Source organism: Bacillus cereus group sp. BfR-BA-01430, assembly GCF_022663115.1.
GTDB classification, from domain to species: Bacteria; Bacillota; Bacilli; order Bacillales; family Bacillaceae_G; genus Bacillus_A; species Bacillus_A cereus_BD.
This window is the reverse complement of record NZ_JAKUEW010000009.1, coordinates 147,710-164,922: the sequence shown is the minus strand read 5'-3', so window position 1 is coordinate 164,922 and position 17,213 is coordinate 147,710. Positions and strand designations below refer to the sequence as shown.

Below are 17,213 nucleotides of genomic sequence, written 5' to 3'. Positions count from 1 at the left end.
TTGTACAATTTCAACTTTCTCATCGGTTTCTTGTACGAGCTTTTCTAACTGTTCTAATAGTTCTTTGTTCGCTTTACTTCCTAATGTAGAAAGGATTCTATTGTACATTTTCCTTAATTCTTCGTTCGGGTCCATAATCTCACGATAGTCACCAAATACGTATTTATCCTGTGTAGGATCAATAAAAGATTCATCACCAGCGATCACACGTGCTTCAAGGTATAATTTCGGCGTAAATCCCGTATCTTTAATTAGAATTGTATCGCCTTCATTAATTAACTCATGTGCCATTCCGAACACACGACCAATTGATGCCGCCTCAACTTCATAAGTAACTGAGGTATTTACTCGCTTTTTCAGCTCTGTTTTCATAAGAGTCATGAGGCGTTCAGGTGTCATATCTTGATTGTCTGTTTCAGGACTATAGAATCCAAATCTATGTTTTCCTTTCTTATTCCAACGTTGGAAGGCATCATTATCAACTACATAAGGAAGACCATTATTAATACCCTCGACCGTGATAATTTCGTTTCCTTCGCCTCGTACGAATCCAACAAGTGCGGTACAGATATTTTGAGAGTTTTCAATACGGTTAATACCAAGCAAGTCTTTCCCCAATTCAACCTCTTTTTCTGTATTTGTACCACGTTTTTTGACCATATCAACATACAAGCCCACTATCTGTGAGCCAACCACTTCAGCACGATAAACGATTTCTAATTCAAATAACGAAGCAATTTTCTTTAAAAATGTCAAAGGGTCAATAAATGTATCGATAGTCATAGAATGAAAGCTTGCATATTCTGTTTTTCCTCTTTTCCATTCGGTTCCTTTAAGTGCCATATCGATAAATTCATTTACAGTTTTAGATTCAATTGTTTGAGGTTTAATCACTTCAGCATCTTTTAAAAGAACCCATGCCCCTTGAGCATGGATTGTAACGGATCTATCTTTAGAATCTTTCTCTGCTTCAATAATGACATAAGGAACAATTCGACCATCGCGAACTTCTTTTAATACTAAGTTCTGCTGCATAAGAGTTGCCGCATGGTCTGTATGATCAAAAACTTTGAATTCTAATGTATCAACATTATTTTTAATTTCCCAATGACGTTTATCTCCCCAATAATCTTTAGGCTGGATAGCTGATACAATTTGCCCTGTTTTGAAATCAACAACATGTAAAATTCCACTTGGTGTTCTCATCTATATCGCTCCCTAAATGATACACTTGCTTTTCCAACGTCACCTGGCATAATATCAATGCGATTGTCGCCGCGTATTACAACTGGAAAATCACTGAAAAAGTCTTTGATATTCACTGCTTTTATACCATTTATCGTTACAAGGCTTCGTTCGGTATCAATAACCACTTTATCGCCTTTATCAAAAATGTAAGGCGGGTTATTTTGTGTATTCATGTTTACTTTCCATATTTTTAGGTCACTTACTGTCAAAGCTTCTACAGGTGGTACATCTTTCCATTGCATAATACTCACTTGTATTTGTGCTGCTTTGGACATATGATAGTTATTTTCGTCAATCCATCGCACAAAGCGTTCTGAATCATCTCTCTCTGTACCAGGTAGAAACTTAGAAATATATGCCTCCCACACGTTGCCTGTTCTTGCTATCCACAATCGACCATTATATTGATTCCAAGTATTAGGGTGATCTCCACTTTCATGAATAAGGGTTGTCCTGTGTGGATGGCCATCATATCCAATTACCATCGTTCCTACATTTTGCTCGGCTTGCCAAAAAACATCGTTCATCGCTATCTTAGAAATGACTTTACTGTTTTCATCCAGTATCGCTATTTCTACCCTTCCCATTTCATTGATTGTTTTACTTTTACAAGTAACATACGCTTGCATAATAAAATCCTGCAAAGGACCTTGCGGTATGCTCTTTTTAAGAGCTGCGCCATGCCATCCTTTTCCTGTACCATAATCAGAACAATAAAATTGATAACTATCTGTTTTCATCTCTCCGACAGGCTCTCCATCTTCCATCTCAGTGACTTTTCCCCATCCGACCGTAGTTGTCATTTCATCCCACAACACACGTTGATTCCGCTCTACTGGAAGTTGATTCATTTGCAATGGATAACCAATGCGGAAATAATTACGATTATTGGGATATTCTCCGAACCAGACATCAAGAAAAGTGCTTGGATTTTCTACATCAATCTCAATTAATGCTGGCGCCTCTACGCTACCTTTATTTTTAAAATATGATGTGATTTCTGTGGTCCAGTTTCTTTCGAATTTGTGAGTCTGTACCTTACCCAGTTTGTAGGGCATCGGGCAAATGAATTTAATAGTTCCCATACCAAGAGTTACAAACTCATCCGGATCAAAACTATCATCCACAACAGCTAAATAGGTTCGGTCTGGTTCAACATCAAAAACAAGTTCTGCTGGTTGGTCTGTAATTAACCAATTTGCCATTTCTTCTTTGATATTTTCTAAATCTGAATCATCTGGAACAATAATTCCTACAGGGATAGACAAAACACGCATTTCCGTTTGTGTATTTAATAACCTTGCGCCTGGATATCCTGGCACACTTAGAAAATTCCTTTTTAATGGCGCCCAAGTAGGTCTTTTCCACCCTTTTGCGATTTGAATAAAGTCTTTTCGTTCGTTATTAAATGTAAAAGAACTCATGTTGACACCTCATTTCTTTATAAAATGAAAGAAACCCAAACCTAAAAGGCTGAGTTTCTTTTTGCTTCTCTTTCCTGATATTCGGTTGTATATCGATACGTACCACGTGCTACATCTTTACCTTCTAAAATAACTGGTACTTCCACAACTAAATCGCCACCAAGCATTGGAATCACTCCACCACCAGATGAACCAGCCGAATAATTAAACACTTGATTTGATATGCTACTTGTCATAGCTTGTCTGCTACTAGCCATGCTTCCATAGACATTACTCATTAGATTTTTTAATCCAGCGAATTGCTTCATGGAACTAGCCATTACACGACTCATATCACTATATAACTGATTCATCGCTCCTGTAATACCAAGTGATTTTTCTCTTGAGGATAACGGTGTAACAGAAACTTTATTTCCTTGTTTGGTAAATAATTCTGGACCTTTTTCACCAGCAATAAATTGTCCATCACCAAGTACATGTCCACCTGTTGCAAGCATTGGAACACTAGAATTTTTAGGAGCATCAACACCTGTAGTTAACGATCTAGGTGAGAACTGCACCCTTCCTCCAGTTGCTGCAGTAGCGGCGCCATTAACAACACCAACAGATAATTTTTTTGCAGTAGGATTCCATCCATCCCACCAACGTTTCAGCTTATCCCAATAAGTTAAAATATTACCTGTGCTTGTATCAACTTGATCTTCCAGACCCTTGTAAGAACTTTTTAAACGATCGACACCTTGACTCTTAATTTCATTAGCTTTACTTACTACTTCATCTCGTTGTCTTTTTGCGTCAGAAATTAATTTATCTGCTTGATCTGCAGAGATTACTTTCATTTCATCTCTCATTTTAGAAATAATTCTAACTTTATCATCGTATTCTGATTGAGCTTTTTTTACTGTTTCAGAACGTTGTTTTTCCATTTTTTGAATCGCATCAGAAGCCATTTCAGCATTCATACGACTCTTAGAATCTTTTAAATTTTGAAGAATAACTTCTTGTTCTGTTTTATTAGCAGAAAGAGATTTTACAGCTTCACTTTGATAATTGCTCTGTAATTGCATTAACTGATTATATTCGTCAGTAGTTAACGCTCGTTTTTGTTCTTTAGCTGTATTCAGAATTTGGACAATCTGATTTTGAGTATCTTGGGCTTTTTGTTTCTGCTGATCATAGAAACCATTCATTTTTTCTAAGATAGAAGACTTCTCTTCATCTGTAATTTGTCCCATTGTCGCAAACATTTCAGTTGTTTTTGCAATAGAATCATTTTTTTGTTGCTCATAACCTGCAATGATTTGATTTTTCATCTCATCGAATTTCCCAACAATTACAGGCATGTTTTCTTCATTGATTGCTGTTTGTGTAGCGTACATATTCGTTAACTCAGTACCAGTTTTTTGTGACATATCCATAAAAGCGCCTACTGCTTTTTGTGTACTTTCCGAAATCTTATCTACACTTTGCACAGTTCCGTCAGCTGCTAAATTCACGCGTTCTTTGAATAAATCGACGGCTGGAACAGCCTCTTCATTCAGAGCTTTATATATACCATAACCAGCAGCGGCAACAGCTCCTGCTGCAACTAACCATGGCGCAATTGCTAATAAAGCCCCACCAAATGCAGTTCCTAATCCTCCTACACTTACAGCAGCTGTTCCAGAAACAGTTCCTACTGCCGCGGTGGCTGTACCGAACATGCCGAATAATGATATGATCTTTCCTATAGAAGATGCTAGACTTCCTAATATAATCAATACTGGACCTATAGCTGCCGCTATTGCAGCAGCGGTAACAATATATTTTTTTGTTGAATCATCTAATGATGTAAACCATTGTGTTAATCCTGTTAGTTTTTCCGCCATTGATTTAATTACAGGTGCTAAAGCATCACCGAATGCGATTGCCAAACCTTCCACAGCTGATTTTAAAGAACGAAATGCACCACCAAGACCGCCTTCCATTGTCTCCTTCATACTTTTCGAAGTACCTTCACTATTGCGTAACTCTTTTTCCAAATCTTTTACACTTTTCGTTCCTGCTTGGAGTACAGTATTTACCCCTCGTATTGCCTCTTCACCAAAAACTGCTGAAAGAGCAGCATCTCGTTGAGCTCCATTCATTTTTTTAGTAGCTTTTTCAACATCTACTAAAATGCTAGTCATATCACGCATATTTCCGTTTGCGTCATACACAGCAACTTTTGTTTCTCCTATCGCAATCGCACCATCTTTTGCATTTTTCTTAACATCACGTAACATAGCTGACAAAGCTGTTCCAGCTGAAGAACCCTTTATACCTGCATTAGCTAGCGTACCAAGAATTGCATTTGTTTGTACTAAATCCATATTACTCGCTTTAGCATTTGCACCGACATATTTCATTGCTTCTCCAAGCATAACCACATCTGTGTTTGTACTACTCATTGTTTTTGCGAATATATCAGTCGCTTTTTGTGCTTCATTAGCATTCATTCCATATGCAGACATTGTGTCTGAAACAATATCAGCAGCGGTACCTAGATCCATAGCTGCAGCACTAGCTAAATTTAGCATTGGTTCTGTTGCGGCCATAATTTGGTTTGTATCCCAACCAGCAAGTGCTAGTTTTTCCATACCAGCAGCCGCATCAGAAGCACTAAAAGCTGTTGTACTTCCTAAGCGCTTAGCTTCATCAGTGAGTGCCTTCATGTTTTGTTCTACTTCTTTAGTAGTCTTACCGAGCTTATTTCCCATTGTGGCCTGAACTTTACGCATACCATCATCAAAATTAGAAAACACTGCTGTGGCTGCTGTTCCTGCTGCAACAATTGGAGCTGTAACACGCGTACTCATTGTTGTTCCGACTCCGCTTAACTTTTCTCCCATTTCTTTAATAGAAGTCTTTGTTTTATTGGCTTCTCTTGAAATAGATTGCAATTCTTTTTGTATATTATTTAATGAGTTTCCATCGTTAATAGAAGAAAGAGCTCTTCTCATTTTGTCAATATCCGCGCCTGCGCCTAATGAATGCTTACCAATTTTATCAATGGCCTCATCAAGTTGTTTCGATGACGCTGTACCATTTTTTATTGCATTCGTTAACTTGCTACCTAACACATTAGAGAATTGATCTACACTAGTACCAGTTGCTCTGAAGAAAGTTTGTAATTGTTTTGTAGCGTCAGCTACTTTCTTTTGTTCTGCTGAAACACTATTTAATTTCCCTTTTAAACCGTCTAATTGTCCTTGTGTTAGTACAATTTCACGATTAAACGCACGATATTGCTCCGGTGAAATCTTACCTTCAGCGAACTTTTGATTGACCTGGGCTTGAGCTGCTTTTAATCGATTCAACTTTTCAGATGTATTAGCTATTTGTTCGGATAATATTTTTTGTTTTTGAGCAATAAGCTCCGCGTTTCCTGGATTAAGCTTTAATCCTCTTTCAACTTTTTTTAATTCTTGTGCTAGACTTACAGATTTTTTTGTAACATCGTTCAATGCACTACTTAATTTTGTTGTATCAGCACCAAGTTTAATCGTAATACCTTTGATTGATTTATCCATCCTTCCACCTCCTTACAACATAAAAAAGAGCATCACACATTTGTGTAACGCCCTTTCTTTAAAAGTTATCCATGTCACTTTGAGTCGCTTTTCTAGTACACTGTTTCTTGCTTTTAGGATCCCTAATACTTGTATATTCGTTTATATAATCTAGACACATACCGATTGTCATGTCTTCTAAATCAGCTCTTGTTAGTTTGCAACTGTAGCATAGGGCAAGGAAAGTTTCTGTTGTAAACTCACTTTCGTCAATACTTGTTTCTTGTTCATCAATTACATCTTTTTTTTAGATTGCATTGTGGCCATGATCATATCTTGAATTTCTATAAAAATATCAAATACAGGAAACTCATCAAAAGAATCCAACCAACTTAATTTATCTGGAATGTCTGGATTTGCTGTCTTAGCAAAAATATAGATAATATTGTATAGCGATTCTGTCTCTAAATTTGCTAAAAGTGATAGATCCATACTTGCAAAACCTTCCTTACCAATTACAGCTACTTTTAATACTTCAGCAAAATAATCCTTACCAAATTGTGCATTAAAACGCATTGGTGTGGCTCCTGTACATTTTAGTCGAATTTGTTTACCATCTACCGTAATTGTCTTTTCCATTTCCTTATTCTCCTTTTGTTAAAGTTGTTGGTGGTTTTTCTTCAGCCTTTTTTACATAAACTGCATCATACCAACTATCATAAATTTCTGGTGTTGTTTTAGATGTAGTCTTCGTTTTAACCATCGGTCTTCCACCAGGTGTTAAAATAAGTGGGCTCGCAACGAATTTCAATTCATTTGTATTTGGTTCAGCAGAATTTGTTTTCGTTTTTGATGAAATATTAGGTCGACTTGCTGAACAGTTATACATAACATGTCGAGTTGCTTTCACATCTCCATCAAATTCAAATAACAACGCGAATGGTTTTCCTTTTGCATCAGCTAATTCATTTAATACACCGTCTTTTTCATCTAATTGCTCACCTAAACAATCAATTGCAAATTGTTCTGGAATAGTAGCGATATTTAAAGTTCCTTCGTAACCTTGGTTATTATCTGCTGAGTAATAAAGCATGTCATCTGCATAGAATTCGATTAAATCACCGCGTGGCTCATTCGTTAGTTCCACTGCACCAGGCATTGGAATTGTTGTTCCGAATGTAACCAAACCATCTTTTACTTCATACGTTGCATAACGAACGTTTTTCAATCCGTAAGATACTTTGTTTTCCATTTAAATCAACCTCACTTCATAAGATTTTTGAAATAGTTTTTCAGACTCAATAAAAACCTCAAATGGTTCATAATGTATCTCATGATCATCTAAGGCTTTTTCTAACTTGGCTTCTGCAACCAAATCTTTTTTAGTTGTATAAAGCTCTATATTTACATCATTTATTTTGTGATAGACTTTGTTATCAGCTGGCATATTGGGTGAGCCATCCACAAGATAACAAATATAAGGTGTCGAAGGCACTGGATGACCTGGCGTTGCTGTGAAATGCGAATAAGCCACAGGAAAACCTGTAGCCTCAAGAATTTTCTTTAATTCAAGTAATGTCATCGCCCAATCGTCCTTTCTATACGCTTTGGCAATTCATTAATTACATATTCTTCAACAGGACGAATATGGACTTTCGCCGGAACACGTCCACCATTTGCCTTTGCATGCCCTTTTTCTAATACATGTGTTAGTTGTGGTTTTAACGCATTATAAAGAATAATGGACTTACCATCTTTCTTTTTTCGCCAACCCTTACTGTACTTTCCTGTATCTTTAGGGCTATCTTGCCTTAACTTATTTATCGCTTCATCTGCCAGATCTTCTTGTGATTCTATTAAATCCTCTTCCACAGTATTTGCATATCTTTGTAATTCTCTAGCAAGTTCGCTCGCAAAATCATTCATATCAAACACGCTCCTTCGCAATGATGGTTAACGTTCTATTCATTTCATCATCGTTCATAGGGGGCTCAATGATATCGAAGATACGACCTTTCATATTAATACGCATTAATTCTGTAATACCTGTTGTATAAGGAATTACAAAACGATAGATTCTTGTTGCTTGTGAAGCTGATGCTTCCATATATTCCGATCCTTTTAACGTTTTTATCATCGCCCATGCTTTTTTTAATTCAGTCCATGATGTTTCAATCACTTGTCCAAGATCATCTTCTATTGTGATAGGCTGTTCAATGATAATTCGATTTCTAAAGTCACCTGTATTTAAAGGTTTTTTATATTGAAACGGACGCATATTAATCACCGTCCAAGTTAATTTCTTCTAATGCTTTATCGATACTTAAACTATTAATCTGACTTAAAAAATTCTTGTCAAAATACTCTAAAGCATCATTGTATACATAACGAGAGCGTTCAAAGACTAATTCCTTGAACTCTTCGTCAGTATTTAAATGATAATCTCCACAAACTCTTAATAGAGCTTTATTAGACGCAGAAAGGATGCGTCTAAGGTTATCATCTTCATCATCACCTAAATGCATCCTTTCCTTAAATTCTTCTAATATTTCATTTGAAATTGTTGTGATGTCCATTCACATCACTCCTTATTTAGTCTCTTGAGCTGGAGTTTCAGGCGGCGTAAACGAGATTTTTAAATCATATACAAGTGCTGCTTTGTTATCTTTCGGCTTACCATTCGCAAACTGTTTAATTGTGTAAAGTGTTGCATCTTCAATCGCCAATGTTTGGTCAAACTTTTTAAGTTTATATCCACCTGCGATTACTGCAAGATACTGCCCTTTCACAAAGAATAATGATTTTCCAACTGGAACTTCTTCAGATTCTACTACTTTAATGTTATAAGGTAATGCCATTACCCATTGGCCATTTGTTGTTTGAATTGTATTACGTGCTTGTACACCAATTGCATCCACAGGATTTACAACCATCACAATTTTGTTTAACACTTTACGTGTTTTACCTTTTTCATCAGTAGATAAAGCTTTTACTACTTCGTAAAGTTCACCAGCTACAATTTCACCAAATTGAGAAGGAGCGAACGTCAATGTGCCAGATGATTTCTTATCTGTAATAGCACCTGTTTTAGAATTAACATCTTTCATTAATCCAATCGGCTGATGTACTGTGGCGCCGCCACCATTAACAAAACCAAATTCAAGACCTACAGAATAAGATTCTACTAGCAAAGTTCGAACATAACGTTCAACCCAAACAGGACCTAATTCCAGCATGTCGTTTGGAATCGCTGCAAATGCTGTTAATTTCAATTGACCAATTTGTTCTTCACGGAATGCTGCATTAACTTGTCCTTTAATTTCACCGAATAATGGACCCCATGCATACGCTTTTGTTGGATCAGAATAAATAAATTTTGTTACTGCTCCCAGATCTTGAAGGCCAATTTCTGCAAGTAAAGGATGTTCTGTAACTAAATCCTCAAAAACACGTTCTTGCGTTGTATATGGAAGGATTGAGTCATCTTTAAATCCACCATCTTGTACAACTGCATTAAAGAATTTTGTTTCTTCAGAAGTTAAAACATTTTGACCACGTTGCTGCAGAATTGAACGATCTAACATTTCATCGTTCACCTGTGTACGAACTGTATTAATTACATCTGTTTGCATTGCATCAAAGAAATTTTTAAATGCTTCTGCTTGTTCTTTTTCTGTACTTTCAGGATTTGATAAAGTATTCGTCAATTTCTCTTTTGCTTCATTGAACATTTCTGATTTGTTGAATTTAATTACCATTACGTATTTCCTCCAATTTTTATAAATTTAAAAAGAGCCTTTTCAATCCACCATTTTTAATAGGTTTCGGATTCGGCTCTTTCGGTTGTTCTATATTATTTTGCAATTCATTCAGGATTTCGTTTTTTAATCCTGATAATGCTGCTTTTAAATCTTCTTTTGTAATCCCTTGGCCCTTGTTCATTGTTCCATTTCTAAAGCCATCAATTACTTTCTGTGGAAGCATGGCAGCAGTAGCAGTTGAAGCTGTCATTTTAACTGGATTCTCCATAAACATGATTTCATCCACAAAGTTATTTTCTAATGCTTGTTGCGGACCCATCCAAGTCTCTTCAGCCATCATATTAAGTAGTTCTTCTTCAGATTTACCACTTTTAATAACATAGGCATTTACAATTGCTCTGTCTGTTGTTTTCAGCATCTCAGCCGCTTTTGACATATCACGATGATCTCCACCATTCCACATAGAAGCATTATGAATCATAATTTTTGCTGTTGGAGAAATTCGGACTTTATCACCAGCCATTGCAATTACAGACGCTGCACTTGCTGCTAAACCAACAATCTGAACTTCCACATGACCAGGATAATTTTTTAAGGCTGTATAAATTTCTGATCCATCATCAACATATCCACCAGGGCTATTAATTGATACAATTAAATCTTCACCATTTGCATTTGTAAGTTCTTTTGCGACCATTCCTGGACTTGTAGCATCCATTTCAAACCATTCGTAAATCCAAGCTTCATCATTTGAAATGATTGGCCCTTTAATGTCAATTTTCACCGTCATTTGTTTTCTCACCTCCTTCAACTGCTGTCATTTCAGCATAGTTTTTCGTGATGTAATGTTTATCCAAGTTCGAATCCTCGGAAGCTTCATAACCTACCTCCAATCTAATTTCATTTCCAGTAAAGGCACTAGAAGAAATTAACTTATCAATGCTTGTCGCAAGATCAAATATGCTTTGATAAGAGACAGGTTTTATTTCAACCTTTTGTCCTGCAAGATACTCATTCTTTTCAAAGAATTTCATATTCGCTTCATCCGCTATTTTTTTTAGCAAAGGTTTTACTGTGAAAAGCATGTAATTTTTCGTTTGTTTCTCTACATCAGCCATATCTCCATATATTAAGGCTGTTGGAATACCAATGGCCATTGCAACTTGATTTAAGAATCCATTGGTTACTTTATTTACTTCTTCCACACTTGGGCCATTAGCGGAACCGTTATAAACTTCTTTATACTCAATCCCTTTTTGTTGTGGAACAATCGCGAAATCGTTTTTATCTACCGCTTTATACACATTATTTATAAACTCTTGTAACTTTTCTAATTGCTCTTGAGTTTTTGCTCCAATCATATCCATGTCCACTGTTCCACGAATTTGATTTTTACGCTTTTGAGAGTTTAATATTCTTCCGAATAAGTCACCGTAATCAGAAAAAAGACCATCAATAAGCGGTGATAGTCTGTTGTTTCGATATTTTAAATGAATAACCTCACTTTGTTTAAAGCTTCTCTTAAACTGATAGTCTTTTACTGTGACATTCGAAAAAGTATCTTCAAATACAGCATATTCATTATGATCGAAGTTATCAGCTATAAGTAAATCTCCATCGTCAGCTTGTATGATTAAACACTCATTATCATAAATAAGTTTATAAATAAGTTTTTCCCAAAAACTGCTGGCCGTCATGTTCTTATTTGGTCGAACATTTAATCGGTAATACAATTCATCTTTCACAAATTCTTTACCATTCTTGATTCTAAATTCCGATTGACTAATTGTTCTTCCTAAAAAAGATATACAGGTTTCGATAGCTAACCGTTTCATGTGGACTCTGTTAGCCGAATCGATAAACATGTCTACATCAAACATAAAAGCTATTTCTTTATTTCTGTTTAATACATTATCTAGCCATCCAATTGTCATCACCCCCTTTATTAGAATTTAATATCACTTAGTATGAAGTCAGTTTCTTCTTGTATTTCATCAGCCCTATACAATGCATGTACAAAACATTGAAATCCGTCTGTTTTTCTACGTACAGGCTCTTTCTTCTCATATACTTTATTACCATCTTTTTTAATTACAACTAAAACATTTTGTGTGTACCAACGCATCAATGGATTATCGTCGAAAATAATTTGATGATTTGCAAATGCCATTTCAATCCGCGGTGCTAGTAAACTATGAATCGCTTTTGGATTTCGAATAACCTCGATTTCAAATCCCTCCGCTTCCAATAGTGGCCGTATCGCTTCCATGCGGAAATTATCAGCTATAATCTTTTTAACTCCATATTGCTCTCTCATTTCTACAAACCAATGAACAATATGGATTGGATCGATTGTTGGTTCGTCCACAACTGTTAACAAACCTTGTTCTTCCCATTCTTTTATTGGAGCAAACTTCTGTTTTTTGAACTCTCCTGCTTTTTTAGAATATCCATAATAAATATCAGCAAATTCTTTTCGAACAAAGGAATGAGTTTTAAAAATATAGTTTCCATCCTTTCTAAATAACAGCCCGCATGCTGCGAAATCTCGAATACTCGCAAAATCTAACGCACCAATGCATTCCTGTCCATATAAATCAGGAAACGGCCGATTAGTCGCTTCGATTTCCGACCATTTTGCAACAGAACGCTCTAAATTTGTAACAGGTAAATTCATACGTTTTGTCATAAATTCTTCGCGATTACTTGGGTCATCTTCTAAATCCTCGTATTCTTCTTTTATCGTTTCAAGCAAACCTTCCGCATATTCGCTTAAAGGCTTTGATAACATCGGATTTGCCATTTCCCAATTATCCAGATCATCAACTTCTTTTTCATCATTTAATTTACAAATGAAAGGAAAAAGAGCATTAGGACGCGCTTCTCCATTTAAAACTTTCATTGCTTTTTCTTTTAATTTATCTAAGAAACCATCCCGTACATATCCATCTGTACCAATATAAAACTCACGCGGATTTTTCTTTTTTCCTAAGCCGCTGATGTGGACGCGGACATCTTTATTGCTTTCATATTGATGAATTTCATCAAAGGCAACTGCACCATCTCGCAAACCATCTTTCGTATCTCCATTAGAAGTTCTGAACTTTAATATGCTGCCAGTAACTTTTGAAGTTATTTGCGTTTCGGTTGCTTTAAAAGCTTTTCTTAATGTTTCATTTTCCCGTTTCCGAATGGTTTTCTTAACTTCATCAGGACTTGTTTTCGCTTGTTCTTCACTATTCGCAACTACTGAAATGTTATACTCTGGTATTCCATGTAATTCACTGATTAAAAAGTGAATAATGACAGATAGAAGACCATTTTTACCGCCACCGCGTCCTAGCATCCACAAGAATTTACGATAAAATACACGCCCGTTTTTTTTATAAAATAAAAAGACGAATGCTATTAAGAATTTCTGAAATGCTTGCAAAGGAAAATACCATTTCTCTCCGAAACGGATACACTTCTCAATCATTTCATCATCAAAATACAAGTCGTCTCTGCTTAAAACATCTTTTTCTAGGTATCGAATTAACAGTTCTCTTTCTTTATTGAACTTTATTTTCCCACTTCGATAAAGTTCAATGTATTCTTCCACATACTTTTGTCTAATCATGTTAAATCACTTGAACTATAGCCAGTATCGGCAGCAATAGGCTTATTAATAAATTGTATATCGCGCCCTAGCGCAATTAAAGAACTGTTAATTTTATTTCTTTCACTTATGAGAGGGTGGGCTTTAATAAAAACCTGAGATCCGTTTTTAATTGTTACGGATTCACCTTCTTTATTGATTGTTTTGTTAATTTTTCTGAATGCACTAACCAGGTCAATGTATCGTTCCACTTTTTCAACCTGGACTAAATCACCTGTATCAATGCTATTCATTAACTGTTCTTTTAATTTCGTAATGCTAACAGCCATCTACCCACCCCCTTACGTGCGTAATTTTGAAAAAAATTGGACAGTTAACCCCCCACCACCGGTGCCCCTTAGAGCAATTTTTGGTGAAATTTTTTAAGGGGGGTATTGTCCCTGAATTATTTTTACCACTTTTCATCGTGTTCCCATTTGTTGATTTTCTTTTTAAATATTCTATCGTGTTCTTTATTATGGCAATCCACACAGACTGTTTCAAGGTTGTCTATTTCTAATGCAAGTTCTGGATGATGTTCAAGTTCTTTTATATGATGTACAACGAGTTGTATCTTCTTACGCTTTGCACTCTCGCTGTATTCATTTGTATCAGTACGAACATGACCATTACGTTTACATTCTTGACACTCATAATTGTCACGCTTCTTTACTTGCTCACGTATACTCTTCCATGCTCCACTGTCATAGAACTTACGCTTCTGTTGTTTGGTTTTGTATTGCTTCACTGTTACTCATCCTCTAATATCTTATGAATGAATTTCGTTACAACACTTTCACCAGCTTCCTTCATTTGATTTAGCGTTGAGTTGCTGACTATATTATCTAATTCACTCTCTACTTGTTTTAATAAATCATTACCTTTATCAAGTTCTTCCTCATCTAATCCTTGAATGAATGCACTAAGAGCAATCGCTACCTCTAGTTTAGTTAGTTCCATTTACCTTCACTCCTTCCTTTCTTTTCAACAACAAATAAGACGCTACATAATTTACAGTAGCGCCTACAATACTTAAAATTGATCTGAACGTTTTATGTCTAGTTTACTTACTTGTAATTTAATGGAGTAGTCTGCTGTCTGTTCAATTGTAGATTGAGCAATTGATTTTATATCGAAAGATACTTCAGACGTTTCAGATTGACCTTTAAATTTATGCATCACCTTTTCCAACTTCTCTAATGCATCTGCACATTCATTAGCTGCTTCAGTTACTTCCTTAATTCCCTCTAATGCTTCAGTTGTATCCGCAGTTACCTCAATGATTAATTTGGTATTAGCCATTCCTTTCATCCTCCTTTTTTTCATTATCTACATACTCACGAGTTACAGAATCCCAAACCTTACAAAAATCGAAGTGTTCTTTTTCTTCTTCATGCCATTTGATTGCTTCTTGTTTAGAATCAGTAGTTTTATGAATATCAGCAAACCCACCACAAGGATAATATTGGTCAATTCCAAAACACCAATATCTATGATTTAAATTGATTTCGTCCATCATTCATCCTCCTTCAATCAAACTCTTTTACTTCTTCTATTGCATATACGATAGCATCCAAAATATTTTCGCCATCTACCTTTTCATTTAGAGCTTTCTGTAAATTATCAACCGTAACTTTTAAGCCTTCCACAGTTTGAAATAACTCGTTCACTGTTGTCTGTAACTTTTGATTATCATCAGACAATTGATTAATTTTCTTTTTTAGTATGATGTTTTGTAATAACTCATCCTTCATTGCTTACACACACCACCTATGTAATTTTTACATAATAAAAAAAGAGAGCCACGATCGACTCTCTTAATCACTATTTAATTCTTTCCATTTTAAAATATCTTTTTTAAAGAATAACCTATCTCGTGACATTTCCTTAATAGGTTTGATTCTTCCATTGGTAACTAAATAAGCGATATTTTGACGAGTACAGCCAAGTATTTCTATCGCCTCTGATGTATTAATGATTTCCTCTGCGATGAATTTCGATAGTTCTTCATCACTTTTAAACTTGTACATGTTACCTCTCCTTTCCAATTCTTGTAACTACAATATAACCAATAATTACGATTGCCCAAACAACTAGAACACCAGCGTAGATATAATCAAAGGTACGCATATCGCTAAAATCAGTAGTCACCAGAAATTGCCCAGCAAAGAGTAAACATAATACATTCAGTACAATTAATTTTTTTGACATGATATTTCGAAAGATGATATATTTTATTTAGGAAACCTAGCCTTTTGACTAGGCTTCCCATGTGACTAGCGTCTAATTCGTTTTGGTAATTGTCTTGGAAGGACTCGCTTACCTTTACGTCTAGGACGCTTTTTTGTTTTCTTTTTGAATCTCTTTTTCACTTGGCTTGTGATTGCTTTGACTGTTTTGTATGTAGTAAACAGTGCCGTGAAAGTTTTCAAGTAGTCAGCCCACTTGCTAGACTCAAGAAGAAAACTTATTAAGTTGTTTATCATCTTTCATTTCCCCCTCCTTTCTATACTCTTATTATACCATTTCACTTTACTTAAGACAAGTATTAATTGCATTATTTTTATAGATAAATTTTATTAATATTATATAGAAAATTACATTATAAAAAGCACTCCATAAGGAATGCTTCATATCAAAATAATAACTACTCTTTTAATTTTTTGGGGAATCTTTTCCGTTTTAAGCTAAGTATATATAATGGTATAGACATATAAACTATCCCGAATACAAAGAAAAAAACACGTGTTATATCGCTAGATTTCCCCTTAAACAAACGATTTAGTTCGTAATATGCATCTGGAAAGAACCAATATGTAAGTGGCATAAAAATTAAAAGTGCTCCCGATAAAAACGTCATTGCAAATGCCATTTTAGTAACCCATGATTTTTTTATGAAAGTAAATATACCAGTATTCTTCTTTACCCCCCTCTCTGTATTCCAACTTTTTATGTCTTGTTTCATTCCTATAACGGTCCCTTTTAAAACAACTGGGTTTATGTCATCTGTATGTAGTATTTCTACTCTCACTCCATCATTAGGATCTAGATAATCAAAATTAAAAAGTAATACATTTTGTTTATCTAAAACTAACTTCACTTTATTTGTATGTCGAGTTTCTTTAAGAATACGATAGCTAATAATGCTTTCTGATTCTTCAATTTGTATTCTTAACGGATCCTCTTTAGTAACATGACTACTCTTTATTGTCTCATTTCCCGAATTCCAGATAACCAAATTTGTTTTAATCACCCGAGGTACTTCATTTCCACGAAAATAAATTTGTATTTCTTCTGGTGTATTTCGATTCTTTCCTATTATTTTAATAGCACTAGATTGATATACTAACCTCTGGCCTATTTTAGATTTCCGATAGGTCACTATTGCAATCAATATTCCTATTATCCCTATCAAAGAACCTACCCATCCTTGATTAAAAAAACTAAATATCGTCGCCAATTAATCCCCTCTTTTCTATATATACCATTTAACATATTAATGGATATTAGTGGAAGAATCAATGTTTAATAAGCGAATAACATTTTTAGTCAATAATAAAAGAGCAACCGTGCACCAGTTGCCCTTTCGTCAATTTCTTATGTTATTACTATA

Annotated in this window: 22 protein-coding genes; all 22 read right to left on the bottom strand. The window is 35.2% G+C overall.

What is annotated here, in order from left to right; genetic code table 11:
* Window positions 1–1,206, bottom strand: a 1,206-nt coding sequence (locus MR058_RS16050; protein WP_242144954.1) for a phage tail spike protein, incomplete at its 3' end; no start/stop codon positions are given.
* Entirely contained in the window at window positions 1,203–2,672 is a 1,470-nt protein-coding gene (locus tag MR058_RS16045) for a distal tail protein Dit (protein WP_242144952.1), read from the bottom strand. The genes MR058_RS16050 and MR058_RS16045, both read right to left, overlap by 4 nt.
* A 41-nt stretch (window positions 2,673–2,713) precedes the next feature.
* Entirely contained in the window at window positions 2,714–6,223 is a 3,510-nt protein-coding gene (locus MR058_RS16040) for a phage tail tape measure protein (protein WP_242144951.1), read from the bottom strand.
* 273 nt (window positions 6,224–6,496) lie between these two features.
* Complete coding sequence (locus MR058_RS16030) at window positions 6,497–6,841, bottom strand: hypothetical protein (RefSeq protein ID WP_242136713.1); 345 nt, start codon at window positions 6,839–6,841, stop codon at window positions 6,497–6,499.
* A gap of 4 nt (window positions 6,842–6,845) precedes the next feature.
* The gene (locus tag MR058_RS16025; RefSeq protein WP_242144936.1) at window positions 6,846–7,454 is read right to left on the bottom strand and encodes a major tail protein; all 609 of its coding nucleotides are present in this window, start codon (window positions 7,452–7,454) and stop codon (window positions 6,846–6,848) included.
* On the bottom strand, window positions 7,455–7,784 hold the full coding sequence (locus MR058_RS16020) for a hypothetical protein (RefSeq protein ID WP_087099157.1): 330 nt from the start codon (window positions 7,782–7,784) through the stop codon (window positions 7,455–7,457).
* Window positions 7,781–8,128: an HK97 gp10 family phage protein gene (locus MR058_RS16015; protein ID WP_242144935.1), complete on the bottom strand. Its 348-nt coding sequence runs from the start codon at window positions 8,126–8,128 to the stop codon at window positions 7,781–7,783. Before MR058_RS16015 ends, MR058_RS16020 begins: the two co-directional genes overlap by 4 nt.
* A 1-nt stretch (window position 8,129) precedes the next feature.
* Window positions 8,130–8,480: a phage head closure protein gene (locus MR058_RS16010; protein ID WP_087099161.1), complete on the bottom strand. Its 351-nt coding sequence runs from the start codon at window positions 8,478–8,480 to the stop codon at window positions 8,130–8,132.
* Between the two features lies 1 nt (window position 8,481).
* Complete coding sequence (locus MR058_RS16005) at window positions 8,482–8,778, bottom strand: hypothetical protein (RefSeq protein ID WP_087099163.1); 297 nt, start codon at window positions 8,776–8,778, stop codon at window positions 8,482–8,484.
* A gap of 12 nt (window positions 8,779–8,790) precedes the next feature.
* The gene (locus tag MR058_RS16000) at window positions 8,791–9,960 is read right to left on the bottom strand and encodes a phage major capsid protein (RefSeq protein ID WP_242144934.1); all 1,170 of its coding nucleotides are present in this window, start codon (window positions 9,958–9,960) and stop codon (window positions 8,791–8,793) included.
* A gap of 19 nt (window positions 9,961–9,979) precedes the next feature.
* Window positions 9,980–10,753, bottom strand: coding sequence for a head maturation protease, ClpP-related (locus MR058_RS15995; RefSeq protein ID WP_087099167.1), 774 nt, complete (start codon window positions 10,751–10,753; stop codon window positions 9,980–9,982).
* Complete coding sequence (locus MR058_RS15990; RefSeq protein WP_424924262.1) at window positions 10,737–11,900, bottom strand: phage portal protein; 1,164 nt, start codon at window positions 11,898–11,900, stop codon at window positions 10,737–10,739. The genes MR058_RS15995 and MR058_RS15990 overlap by 17 nt, the downstream gene beginning before the upstream one ends.
* 8 nt (window positions 11,901–11,908) lie before the next feature.
* Entirely contained in the window at window positions 11,909–13,582 is a 1,674-nt protein-coding gene (locus tag MR058_RS15985; RefSeq protein ID WP_087099171.1) for a terminase TerL endonuclease subunit, read from the bottom strand.
* Window positions 13,579–13,890 carry a P27 family phage terminase small subunit gene (locus MR058_RS15980; protein ID WP_087099173.1) on the bottom strand — a complete coding sequence of 104 codons (312 nt, stop codon included), beginning with the start codon at window positions 13,888–13,890 and terminating at the stop codon, window positions 13,579–13,581. Before MR058_RS15980 ends, MR058_RS15985 begins: the two co-directional genes overlap by 4 nt.
* Window positions 13,891–14,012: 122 nt before the next feature.
* Entirely contained in the window at window positions 14,013–14,348 is a 336-nt protein-coding gene (locus tag MR058_RS15975) for an HNH endonuclease (protein ID WP_242136701.1), read from the bottom strand.
* Between the two features lie 2 nt (window positions 14,349–14,350).
* Window positions 14,351–14,560, bottom strand: a complete 210-nt coding sequence (locus MR058_RS15970) for a hypothetical protein (RefSeq protein WP_087099177.1) — start codon at window positions 14,558–14,560, stop codon at window positions 14,351–14,353.
* Window positions 14,561–14,632: 72 nt separating this feature from the next.
* A complete protein-coding gene (locus MR058_RS15965; RefSeq protein WP_210351362.1) occupies window positions 14,633–14,902 on the bottom strand; it encodes a hypothetical protein in 270 nt (89 codons plus the stop codon).
* A complete protein-coding gene (locus tag MR058_RS15960; protein ID WP_242144933.1) occupies window positions 14,895–15,116 on the bottom strand; it encodes a hypothetical protein in 222 nt (73 codons plus the stop codon). Before MR058_RS15960 ends, MR058_RS15965 begins: the two co-directional genes overlap by 8 nt.
* A gap of 13 nt (window positions 15,117–15,129) precedes the next feature.
* Window positions 15,130–15,354, bottom strand: a complete 225-nt coding sequence (locus tag MR058_RS15955; protein ID WP_242136729.1) for a hypothetical protein — start codon at window positions 15,352–15,354, stop codon at window positions 15,130–15,132.
* Window positions 15,355–15,417: 63 nt separating this feature from the next.
* A complete protein-coding gene (locus MR058_RS15950; RefSeq protein WP_242144932.1) occupies window positions 15,418–15,630 on the bottom strand; it encodes a helix-turn-helix domain-containing protein in 213 nt (70 codons plus the stop codon).
* A gap of 246 nt (window positions 15,631–15,876) precedes the next feature.
* Entirely contained in the window at window positions 15,877–16,086 is a 210-nt protein-coding gene (locus tag MR058_RS15945) for a hypothetical protein (protein WP_242144930.1), read from the bottom strand.
* A gap of 161 nt (window positions 16,087–16,247) precedes the next feature.
* Window positions 16,248–17,060: a hypothetical protein gene (locus MR058_RS15940; protein ID WP_242144929.1), complete on the bottom strand. Its 813-nt coding sequence runs from the start codon at window positions 17,058–17,060 to the stop codon at window positions 16,248–16,250.
* Between the last annotated feature and the right edge of the window lie 153 nt (window positions 17,061–17,213).